Source organism: Flavobacterium sasangense DSM 21067, from assembly GCF_000686885.1.
In the GTDB taxonomy this organism is placed as follows: Bacteria; Bacteroidota; Bacteroidia; order Flavobacteriales; family Flavobacteriaceae; genus Flavobacterium; species Flavobacterium sasangense.
This window is the reverse complement of sequence record NZ_JMLU01000005.1, coordinates 153,446-164,636: the sequence shown is the minus strand read 5'-3', so window position 1 is coordinate 164,636 and position 11,191 is coordinate 153,446. Positions and strand designations below refer to the sequence as shown.

The following is an 11,191-nucleotide window of genomic DNA, read 5'->3' as shown; positions in this document are numbered from 1 at the left end:
AGCTTTTACTATTTTTGATAAAAAGAAAAAATGAGTAGAAATTATAAGTTTCATAATTCCGAAGGATTATATTTTGTAAGTTTTGCTGTTGTGGGTTGGCTGGATGTCTTTACAAGAAATGAATACAAAGATTTAGTTTTAGAAAGTTTAGAATTTTGTCAAAAAAACAAAGGAATGGAAATACATGCTTGGTGCATAATGACCAACCATGTTCATTTAATTTTTAGAAGTATAGAAAATCAAAAACCAGAACTTTTATTAGGCGATTTTAAAAGGTTTACAAGTAGAAGCGTTGTCAAAGCCATACAAGAAAACCCAAAAGAAAGCAGAAAAGAATTTTTGTTAGATTATTTTAAAAAAGAAGCTGAAAAAAGTTCAAATACAACTAATTTTCAATTGTTTTGGGTTTACCAAATTAGGCAATATTTTAATGAACGCAAAAACAAGTTATCAACAAGTATTTTGTAAATTACCTAAACTAAAACAAAAGCGTGACAAAATTTTCATTTTGAAAAAAATGTCACAACAAGTGTGGCAAAATTTTTGATTTGAAAAAATTGTCACAGAAAGCGTGACAAAAAAATGGTTTAAAAAAAAGTGTCACACTACATGAAAAACAAAAACAACATTAGAGCATTAACAGGAATGAGTCAAGAAAATTTGGCTTTACTGCTTCAGGTGAGTCGAAGTCAAATTGCTATGTTTGAATCTGGCAAACGCAACTTACCCATCCAAGCGATGGAAAAACTAGCTTTGTTATTAACACTTTCACAAAAAGAAAGCACTACCACCGAAACCAAAAAAGCAACTCGAACTCAAGAACAAGAATTCTTGCAAAATTGTATCGTTAAAAACAAACATCAACAACTTTTAGTAGCACGTAAGATTACTAGCTTTATAAAAAAACAAGAGCGAATAGCTGTTTTAGAAAAGATGAGCAGACTTATCATGCAAGAAGAAAAAAATTTAAAAAACTACGATCTAAGTCTTTTAAAATATAGGACTACAAAAAACCAAACACAACCTAATTTTAATACACAATTAGTTGCTCTTCAACTCAAAAAAAAGGTTTTAGAATATGAAGAGCAATTGATAAAAGAACAACTAAAAGAAACCAATTCTCTACTAACTAAAGATAAAAAAACAAAATAAAACTTTTAAAAGGAGGAAAAAAACGTAAGAAAATGTAGGTTATTATATTTTTAATTAAAGTTTAACTATTGTAGTTAAAGTTGTATTAAAATACTAAATGAAAAAATGATCTGGCATTGGAGTTGCTGATGTAAAAAAAATAACTATAAATTTTTTTATTATGTACTCAGTAACAAATCTTACAACAATTGCCGACTGCGATGTGTTGTTAACCATGGCAAACAAAGAACAAGGAGATTTAACATTCAAAAAACTTTCCGAAGAACGTTTGGTAACCAATTACAGTACCACCTCGGTAGAGATTGATGCCGTGCTACAAGGAGTATTAGCAGAAATTAGTGCTGTTGATACTATTATAGCTGCTTTACCAGAAGGCCCAACAAAAGAAACGGAAGAAAAACGAAAAGTACGTTTAGAGTACAAAAAGTTTTTATTAGAAAACCGAAAAGAAAGCTATGGAGCTGTTGCGCTTTTAGAAAAGCAATTGGACTTAGAACGTGTTAACAAACAATTAGATGAAGTTAATGCTTTTATTGCCGCAATTACCGCCCACAAGGCCACTTTGTAAAACCAACTATAACCGTCATTAACTTGGCGGTTTTTTTATGATGAAATTTCAAACTTTTGTTATAATTTCATCAATATTTGCTAAGTCGTTTGAATATTCTATATTTTTGCATCATTAAATAACACACACAATGAAATCGCTACAAAAAACTCGTTTGCGTAAGCAAACAACCATAAATAAAAAGGCGATTCTATATGTTTCCGCTAAAAAATAAAATCAAAACATATGAAAGTAGCCGTAGTAGGCGCTACCGGAATGGTAGGCGAAATAATGCTTCAAGTATTGGCAGAACGTAATTTTCCTGTAACAGAGTTAATTCCAGTTGCTTCTGAAAAATCAGTAGGAAAAGAAATCGAATGGAAAGGGAACACCTATAAAGTAGTAGGTTTACAAACCGCTGTAGATATGAAACCTGAGATTGCTTTGTTTTCGGCAGGAGGAGAAACTTCTTTAGAATGGGCTCCAAAATTTGCTGCTGCAGGAACAACTGTAATCGATAATTCATCGGCTTGGCGTATGGATGCTACTAAAAAATTAGTCGTTCCAGAAATCAATGCAAACGTTTTAACTAAAGAAGATAAAATTATTGCAAATCCAAACTGTTCAACGATTCAAATGGTAATGGCTTTAGCGCCTTTGCACACAAAATATGATATCAAACGTATTGTTGTTTCAACATATCAATCTATTACAGGAACAGGTGTTAAAGCAGTGCGTCAGTTAGAAAATGAATATGCAGGAATTGAAGGTGAAATGGCATACAAATATCCTATTCACAGAAATGCCATTCCACAATGTGATAGTTTTGAAGCAAACGGCTACACCAAAGAAGAAATGAAATTGGTGCGCGAAACGCAAAAAATCTTAAACGACAAAACCATTGCGGTTACTGCAACTGCCATTCGTATTCCAGTCGTTGGTGGACACAGTGAAGCGGTTAACGTTCAGTTTGAAAACGATTTTGATGTAAACGAAGTACGTCAAATTTTACACAACACGCCTGGTGTAACAGTTCAAGATAATTTAGACACTTACACCTATCCAATGCCAATTTACGCACAAGGAAAAGATGATGTTTTTGTAGGAAGAATCCGAAGAGATGAAAGTCAACCCAACACCATTAACATGTGGATTGTAGCTGACAACTTAAGAAAAGGAGCTGCAACAAACACGATTCAAATTGCGGAATATTTAGTTGCGAATAAATTAGTATAATTTTAGCCACTGATTTCACAGATTAGCACGGATTGAATCCTTTTGAATCCTTTAATCCGTGGCAATAAGAATTCACTTTGAATTAATTTCAAAATACTTGTTTGAAAATAATCTAGAATAAATTTTTAGCCACTGATTACACAGATTAACACGAATTGAATCCTTTTGAATCTTTTAATCCGTGGCAATAAGAATTCACTTTGAATTAATTTCAAAATACTTGGTTGAAAATAATCTAGAATAAATTTTTAGCCACTGATTACATGGATTAGCACGGATTTAATCCTTTTGAATCCTTTAATCCGTGGCTAAAACAAACAACCACGAACTAGCGAATAAGTCATCAAAACTTAAAAATTCGTTAATTCGTGGTTTCTTTTTTTCCTTTCTATCGAAAAAACTATCTTTGTGATTGTGAAAAAGAAGTTACTCTATATCAATCTAGTTTTGATGCTCTCAGTATTATTTGCTGTAAGTTATCAGTCTATTCATACTTTTTCGCACGAACACCATCTTAAAACTGAATGTTGTGATGATTCACATCATTTGACTTTTAAAACTTCTGAAAAAACGTTTACCGAAAGCGAAGATTGTCCTATTTGTGATTTCAAATTTGCGGCTTTCCTTTCACCAGAAGTTTTACACTTTGATTTTATTTCTTCGTTTTACGAAATTCCGTATCAATTCAACAGTAATGAATCTTGCATTACGTTTGAAGGAAATTCGTTCTATCTTCGTGGCCCACCCGTTTTTATGGCTTAAATAATTGCTCCCGAAACTTCGGGATTGTTTTCTAAACAAGGCTTACATTGTTGTATATCAAAATGATGTACAACAAATTGCTGTATTATTTATCAAATAAAAACAAGTTAAAAAATGAAATATCTTTTCAATATACTACTGCTATTGTCTTCAATAGCGGGCTTTTCTCAATTTAAAATTAGCGGGTATGTTACCGATGCCAACAACCAAAAATTATCTGGTGTTATCGTTCATATCGAAGAAAATAATTCGGAAACTACAACCGACGAAAATGGTTTTTATCAATTTTCATCGTTACCAAAAGGAACTAACAAAATTATTTTTCATTTATCGGGTTACGAAACCAAGAGTGAAATCGTTACAAATAACGGAGCCGAAATCAAACTGAACGTAATTCTAACCGAAAAAGAACAACATTTAGAGGAAGTAATTGTTTCTACTTTATACAACAAAATGCAATCGCAAAATGTGATGAAAGTAGAACATGCTTCGGTAAACACTTTAAAAGAAAACGGAGCTACTTCGCTTATTGACGGAATTGCAACGATTCCAGGCGTATCTCAGATTTCAACAGGAAATTCGATTGGAAAACCTGTAATTCGTGGATTGAGCGGAAATCGTGTTTTGGTCTATTCGCAAGGTGTTCGCATGGAAAATCAGCAATTTGGTGAAGAACACGGCTTAGGTTTAAACGCTGCTGGAATTGAAAGCGTGGAAGTCATTAAAGGTCCGGCTTCTTTATTATATGGTTCTGATGCATTGGGCGGTGTTATTTATTTTAATCCTGAAAAATATGCGCCTTTTCAAGAAAAATCAGCCGATTTCGAGCAACAATATTTTACCAATACGCAAGGAACTTCCACTACTTTCGGATTTAAAGCATCGCCATCGAATTTTAAATTTTTGGTTAGAGGAAATTACACGTCGCATGCCGATTACAAAGTTCCGAATGGCGATAGAATCATCAATACGCGTTTCATCGAGAAAGATTTTAAATCGGGAATTGGCTATTCGAATTCAAAAATTTCTACCGATTTTAGATACAATTATAACAACTTAAATTTGGGTTTACCCGAAGAAGATTTAGAAAATTCTGGATTCCGAAATCCACTTTATCCAAAACAAGAAGTGGTTAATCATGTGTTGAGTTTAAACCAAAAAGTGTATTTCAAAAACTCAAAAATAGAAGGTGATTTTGGCTATTCATTAAACGATAGAAAAGAATTAGAAGCACCAGACGAAATTGCGTTATCCATGAAATTGAAAACTGCGAGTTACAATGTGAAATATTTTTTTCCAAAAATGAATCGTTGGGAAAGCATCATTGGAATTCAAGGAATTGACCAAACCAATACTAATTTCGGAGAAGAATTGTTAATTCCAGATGCAAATGTGAAAGATTTTGGTGCTTTTGCTACAACCAATTACACTTGGAACTCCAACATTCTACAAGCGGGAATTCGTTATGATAATAGAAAAATCAACACTTCCACTCACGGAATTGAAGGTGAAGAAGGCTATTTTGAAGCTATTGATAAAAACTTCAATAGTTTCAACGCTTCTTTAGGTTACAAAACCAATTTATCAAGCTATATTTCAACCCGAATTAATATTGCTTCTGGATTTAGAGCTCCGAATTTATCCGAATTAACTTCAAATGGCGTTCACGAAGGAAGTAATCGTTATGAAATTGGTAATTCTGAATTAAAAAACGAACAAAATTTTCAAGTGGATTTGAATTTAGAATACAAAAGCGAACACTTTGAATGGTTCATAAACGGATTTTACAATCACGTAAACAATTACATTTACATTACGCCAACAGGTACCGAAATTGACGGAAATGACGTGTACAATTATGTGCAAAACAATGCTTATTTATTTGGTGGAGAAGCTGGAATTCACTTTCATCCGCATCCGTATGATTGGTTACATTTTACGAGTAGTTTTGAGAGTGTTACAGGAAAACAAGATGATAATTACTTACCATTAATCCCAGCGAATCAATGGAAAAACAACATTCGTATGGAATTTGAATCGTTTAAATATTTCAAAAACGCTTATCTATCCTATTTCTTCAATTACACATTCAAGCAAAGTAATATTAGTGAATTTGAAACTAGAACGCCAGACTACTTGTTGATTAATTTCGCTGTTGGAGGAAAAGTAACAATCGGGAAAACAGCATTCCATTTAAACTTGAATGCTAATAACCTTTTAGACAAAACTTATACGAATCACTTATCAAGATTAAAAGCAGACGGCATTAACAATATGGGTAAAAATGTAATATTGAGTTTAAACTTTGATTTATAATTAACAACTCTTTACAATTCATTTGAATATCTTTGTTATCATCAATAAACACAATATGAAAAAAACAATAACAATATCCGCTATTGTTTGTACACTTGTTATGAACGCACAAACAACTAAAATCAATTATCCCGAAACGAAAAAAATCGACCACATTGACACTTATTTTGGTGAACAAATTAACGATTATTATCGCTGGTTAGAAGACGATAGAAGTCCGGAAACAGAAATGTGGGTAAAAAAACAGAATGTAGTAACAAATGTTTATTTAAATAGAATTCCATACAGAAACCAGCTAAAAGAGCGAATGGAAAAACTATGGAACTACGAAAAAATTGGAGCTCCTTTTAAAGAAGGTGATTATACGTATTATTACAAAAATAATGGCCTTCAAAATCAATCTGTACTTTACAGAAAAGACGCTAGCGGTAAAGAAGAAATCTTTTTAGATCCGAATACCTTTTCAAAAGACGGAACAACTTCGTTAGGCGGAATTAACTTTTCAAAAGACGGAAGCTTAGTTGCGTATTCCATTTCGGAAGGCGGAAGCGATTGGAGAAAAGTAGTTGTAATGGAAGCCAAAACCAAAAAAATTATCGGCGATACAATTGTAGATGTAAAATTCAGTGGTGTTTCTTGGTACAAGAATGAAGGTTTCTATTATTCAAGCTACGACAAACCAGTTGGAAGCGAATTATCAGCAAAAACCGACCAACACAAATTATATTATCACAAATTAAACACTTCGCAAAAAACAGATAAATTGATTTTTGGTGGCGATGTAAAAAGAAGATATGTTGGTGGTGGCGTTTCGGAAGATGAGAAATATTTGTTTATTTCTGCTGCGAATTCGACTTCTGGAAACGAATTATATTATTTAGATTTATCTAAACCTGATAGTAAAATCGTAACGTTAATTGACAATTACGAAAACGACAATGATGTTTTAGACAACAAAGGGTCAAAAATTTATTTGGTTACCAATTACAAAGCACCAAACAAACGCGTGGTGACTTTTGATTTATCAAATCCAGCAAAAGAAAACTGGAAAGATTGCATCGCTGAAACTGAAAATGTATTGTCGCCAAATACTGGTGGTGGTTATATTTTCGCAAGTTATATGAAAGATGCAGTTTCGTTCATCAAACAATACGATTACAACGGAAAATTAGTGCGTGATATTCAATTACCAGGTGTTGGAACAGCGGGTGGTTTTGGTGGAAAAGAAAAAGAAACTACTTTATATTTTTCCTTTACAAATTATGTAACACCAGGAACTACTTATGCTTTTGATCCAAAAACAGGAAAATCAGAAGTATATCAAAAACCTAAAGTAGATTTCAATTCGGCAGATTACGAATCAAAACAAGTGTTTTACACTTCAAAAGATGGCACCAAAATTCCAATGATTATTACGTATAAAAAAGGGACAAAATTAAACGGAAAAAATCCAACTATTTTATATGGTTACGGAGGATTTAATGTTAGTTTAACCCCTTCTTTTAGCATCGCGAATGCCGTTTGGTTAGAAAATGGAGGCATTTACGCTGTTGCGAATTTACGCGGCGGTGGAGAATACGGTAAAAAATGGCACGATGCCGGAACGCAATTGAAAAAGCAAAACGTTTTTGATGATTTCATTGCGGCAGCTGAATATCTAATCAAAGAAAAATATACTTCGTCTGATTATTTAGCGATAAAAGGAGGTTCAAACGGAGGTTTATTAGTTGGTGCGGTAATGACACAACGACCTGATTTAGTAAAAGTAGCGTTACCAGCAGTTGGCGTTTTAGATATGTTACGTTATCATACATTTACAGCTGGTGCAGGATGGGCTTACGATTATGGAACATCGGAACAAAGCAAAGAAATGTTTGAATACATTAAAGGGTATTCACCAGTTCATAACGTAAAAGCAGGTACTAAATATCCAGCAACTATGGTGACTACTGGAGACCATGATGACCGTGTTGTTCCAGCACACAGTTTCAAATTTGCTGCAGAATTACAAGCCAAACAAGCGGGTGATAATCCAGTTTTAATTCGCATTGATGTAAATGCGGGTCACGGAGCTGGAAAATCGGTTGCGGCTACGATTCAAGAAAATGTGGATATGCAAGTCTTTACACTTTATAATATGGGTGTTAAAGAATTAAAATAGAAAAGTTAAAAAACTGATAAAAGAGCCTTCGGGCTCTTTTTTTATGCAATAAAATTTCAAAAAGCGGGTTTTCTATTTTATGAGAATTTCAGTTTTTATATCCATCATTATTGCTTCTATTGGATTACAAAGTTGTAATTCAACCGTAAAAAGCGTGTATCGAGATGACTTTAGAAGTGCTTCAAAACCTGAAATCGAAAAAGTTCAAAAAGAAGTCAATGCCCAAAACAGTAACAAAAGTATTTTATTTCTAACTCAAGTGTACAAGGGAGAAAAAATCATCATTACGCAAAAAGGAAAAACGATTTACTCTGAATATCCCATCACTAATTTAAACAATAGAATTGCTTCTTATTTAAGTTTCAACAACCAACAAGATTTGGTAATTAAAGATATAAGCTCTAAAAAAGAAATCTTAATTCCTACCAAAAAATCAAGCAAACACAAATATGTTTATGTAATGAAAAAAGTAACTAAAGGAAAATTTCAATTCATTATTACCTATAGCAATACACTTAGACCGATAAAATAAAAAAAAACAGCAAAATCATAATGAGGTTTTGCTGTTTCTTGTTTTTCTAAAATTTTTATTCTTTTGGAAGTGGTGCCCCTACCGCGATATCACAACGATGACCTTCTTGACCATGAGGCGGATTCATTCCTGGAGGAGTTGATGTTCCAACAATTGTTGTTGAGCCACTTTTTGAATTAATATTCATCACCGGTTGCTCAATAGGTTTTTGATTTACTACAGGAGTAGTCTTTTGAGATTGAGTGTTTTGTGCTGGTTTTGAATTCAATGGTGCTCCAACAGGTATTTCACAACGATGACCAGGTTGACCATGTGGTGGATTCATTCCTGCTGCCGTTTGTGTTGCTGCTTGAGCGGTTTGTTGTTGTACAGGTTGCACTTGCTGACCTTGATTACCAACTCGCTGTTTCAACCAAGCTTCACCAGAAAAAGGCTGAGCTGGTTGTTGTGTTTCTTCAACTGGTTTAACTTCTTCATCTTTTTTACAAGAAAAAAATAAGATTGAACTTAGAACACTTAGTAATACTATTTTCTTTTTCATCGATTTGCAATTTTAACGTGTTCAAATATAAAACTTTAAATTTTGATTTAGAAAAATAGCTTACATTTTATTACTCAAACAGAAATAATTAGACATAAAAAAACCTCTCATTTCTGAGAGGTTTAGTACCCGGAGTGGGAATCGAACAATCCCCAACATCCTCTTTATTTTCGGGTGTTTCAAATCTTGAGATTTGAATGGTCACCGAATTAGTCCCCTTAAATATGATTTCAATTATATTGAAATAGCATACACAAATATAAGTATTTAATATCAATTTACCCAATAATATAAGGTTCAACTTGTTCAAATTTTAAGCCTGTATATTGGCAAAATTCTTCAATACTTACTAAGCTCTTTTTAGGCTTATTGAGTGACTTTCTTATGTCGTTCAATAGTCTTGAACTTTGACGATTACTTCTTCCTGTTATGAGCTGTATATCTTTTGGATATATGCATGCTCTTTTTAATGGTCGATTCATACTTTAACCTAGCTTTTGAGTTGGCTTTGAGATAGCTTAAAATTACTTAATTCTTGTTTCGGTTTTACGCCGATTGGAGATTTTACTTTAGAGTGAAAAAGGAAATATTTAGACAAAAGTGTTGACTTTGGACATTTTGGACATAGCAGTGTTTTTTGATGGGTTTTGTGTGGGAAATTTGCGGTGTAATTATTTCAGGAAGGGTTGCAACCGAGTTTTGAATGATTAATGAAAGTGAATGAATGTTGAATTAAAATTTTGAAGTTATGGCTAGACAGAAAGGCATAATTAAATTAAAAGGTACTATCGGGGATATTACTTTTTACAAGACGCAGGATGGGCATTTAGCTCGTGAAAAAGGTGGTATTGAAGCAAGTAGAATTGCTAGTGACCCTGCGTTTCAAAGAACGCGTGAGAACGGTTCTGAGTTTGGTAGAGCTGGAAAAGCAGGTAAGCTTTTGAGAACAGCTTTAAGACCATTGTTGTTGAATTCTGCTGATGGTAGAATGGTAAGTCGTTTGACGCAACAAATGGTGAAGGTTATCCAAATGGATGCTGTGAGTGAAAGAGGATTACGAAATGTAATTGATGGTGAAATTGAATTGGTACTTGGTTTCGAATTTAATATTCGTGGGAAATTAGGAACTTCTTTGTTTGCCCCTTTTACAACGGATATTGACCGCGTTGCTGGAACTTTGGATGTTAGTATCCCATCTTTTATTCCTGCGAACATGATTGCTGCTCCTAGTGGAACAACTCACTTTAAGGTGATCTCTGGTGGTGCTGCGATTGACTTTACTGGAGAATCGTATGAAGTGGCTACTTCTGAAACTGCGATTTTACCTTGGGATGCTACAGCTACGACTGTAATTAACTTGAGTAATGCGGTGACTGCGAACTCTACTCACCCACTTGTTTTGGCTCTTGGTGTGGAGTTTTACCAACAAATTAATGGGCAAATGTATCCGTTGAAAAATGGAGCTTTTAACCCGTTATCGATTGTGGCAGTTGATGGAGGTGTTTAATTAGTAGGCAGTCTCAGTCGCAGTTTGCAGTTATGGTGCTGTTTTTGACAAGAACTTATTTCCCTGAAGGAACGAATGGAAAATTGGAATGTGAGGGCAAATTGATTAGTTATACTATTGAATTGCCATGGAAGCGAAATGAGCGAGGGATTTCCTGTATTCCTGAAGGGAAATATTTTATTAGAAAGCGATACAGTGCGAAATACAAATGGCATTTGGAATTGGTAGATGTACCAAATAGAACGTATATTTTGGTACATCCTGCGAATAATGCACAAAAGGAATTGCGTGGTTGTATTGCTCCGGTGACGAAACTTTCTGGACCTGGTTTAGGTTTGCTATCTAGAAAAGCTTTTACGAAGTTGAAAGACTTAGTTTATAAAGCTTTGGACAATGAAGAAAGTGTAGAATTGATTGTACAATAGATCCTTTACAGG

At 33.7% G+C, this 11,191-nt stretch carries 12 protein-coding genes; 10 read left to right on the top strand and 2 right to left on the bottom strand.

What is annotated here, in order from left to right:
- The first annotated feature begins 30 nt into the window (after positions 1-30).
- The 8 genes from BP92_RS15870 (at position 31) to BP92_RS0106115 (ending at position 8,706) form a co-directional block, all read left to right on the top strand.
- The gene (locus BP92_RS15870) at positions 31-468 is read left to right on the top strand and encodes a transposase (RefSeq protein WP_245598364.1); all 438 of its coding nucleotides are present in this window, start codon (positions 31-33) and stop codon (positions 466-468) included.
- Positions 469-609: 141 nt separating this feature from the next.
- Positions 610-1,152, top strand: coding sequence for a helix-turn-helix transcriptional regulator (locus BP92_RS0106145; RefSeq protein WP_026725253.1), 543 nt, complete (start codon positions 610-612; stop codon positions 1,150-1,152).
- 160 nt (positions 1,153-1,312) lie between these two features.
- Positions 1,313-1,720: a hypothetical protein gene (locus tag BP92_RS0106140; protein WP_026725252.1), complete on the top strand. Its 408-nt coding sequence runs from the start codon at positions 1,313-1,315 to the stop codon at positions 1,718-1,720.
- 225 nt (positions 1,721-1,945) lie between these two features.
- Positions 1,946-2,935: an aspartate-semialdehyde dehydrogenase gene (locus tag BP92_RS0106135; protein ID WP_026725251.1), complete on the top strand. Its 990-nt coding sequence runs from the start codon at positions 1,946-1,948 to the stop codon at positions 2,933-2,935.
- Between the two features lie 450 nt (positions 2,936-3,385).
- Positions 3,386-3,697, top strand: coding sequence for a hypothetical protein (locus tag BP92_RS16700; RefSeq protein ID WP_051604406.1), 312 nt, complete (start codon positions 3,386-3,388; stop codon positions 3,695-3,697).
- Positions 3,698-3,811: 114 nt separating this feature from the next.
- Positions 3,812-6,013, top strand: coding sequence for a TonB-dependent receptor (locus BP92_RS0106125; RefSeq protein ID WP_026725250.1), 2,202 nt, complete (start codon positions 3,812-3,814; stop codon positions 6,011-6,013).
- Positions 6,014-6,068: 55 nt separating this feature from the next.
- On the top strand, positions 6,069-8,174 hold the full coding sequence (locus BP92_RS0106120; RefSeq protein WP_026725249.1) for a prolyl oligopeptidase family serine peptidase: 2,106 nt from the start codon (positions 6,069-6,071) through the stop codon (positions 8,172-8,174).
- A 79-nt stretch (positions 8,175-8,253) separates the two neighbouring features.
- Entirely contained in the window at positions 8,254-8,706 is a 453-nt protein-coding gene (locus BP92_RS0106115) for a hypothetical protein (protein ID WP_026725248.1), read from the top strand.
- Positions 8,707-8,761: 55 nt separating this feature from the next.
- Here the strand turns inward: BP92_RS0106115 and BP92_RS15860 are convergent, their stop codons facing one another.
- Positions 8,762-9,247: a hypothetical protein gene (locus BP92_RS15860; RefSeq protein WP_051604405.1), complete on the bottom strand. Its 486-nt coding sequence runs from the start codon at positions 9,245-9,247 to the stop codon at positions 8,762-8,764.
- A gap of 278 nt (positions 9,248-9,525) precedes the next feature.
- Entirely contained in the window at positions 9,526-9,729 is a 204-nt protein-coding gene (locus tag BP92_RS17255) for a hypothetical protein (RefSeq protein ID WP_084329667.1), read from the bottom strand.
- A gap of 266 nt (positions 9,730-9,995) precedes the next feature.
- Between BP92_RS17255 and BP92_RS0106105 the strand changes: the two genes are divergently transcribed.
- Complete coding sequence (locus BP92_RS0106105; protein WP_026725247.1) at positions 9,996-10,754, top strand: hypothetical protein; 759 nt, start codon at positions 9,996-9,998, stop codon at positions 10,752-10,754.
- A 32-nt stretch (positions 10,755-10,786) separates the two neighbouring features.
- Positions 10,787-11,179 carry a DUF5675 family protein gene (locus tag BP92_RS0106100; protein ID WP_026725246.1) on the top strand — a complete coding sequence of 131 codons (393 nt, stop codon included), beginning with the start codon at positions 10,787-10,789 and terminating at the stop codon, positions 11,177-11,179.
- Positions 11,180-11,191: the final 12 nt, after the last annotated feature.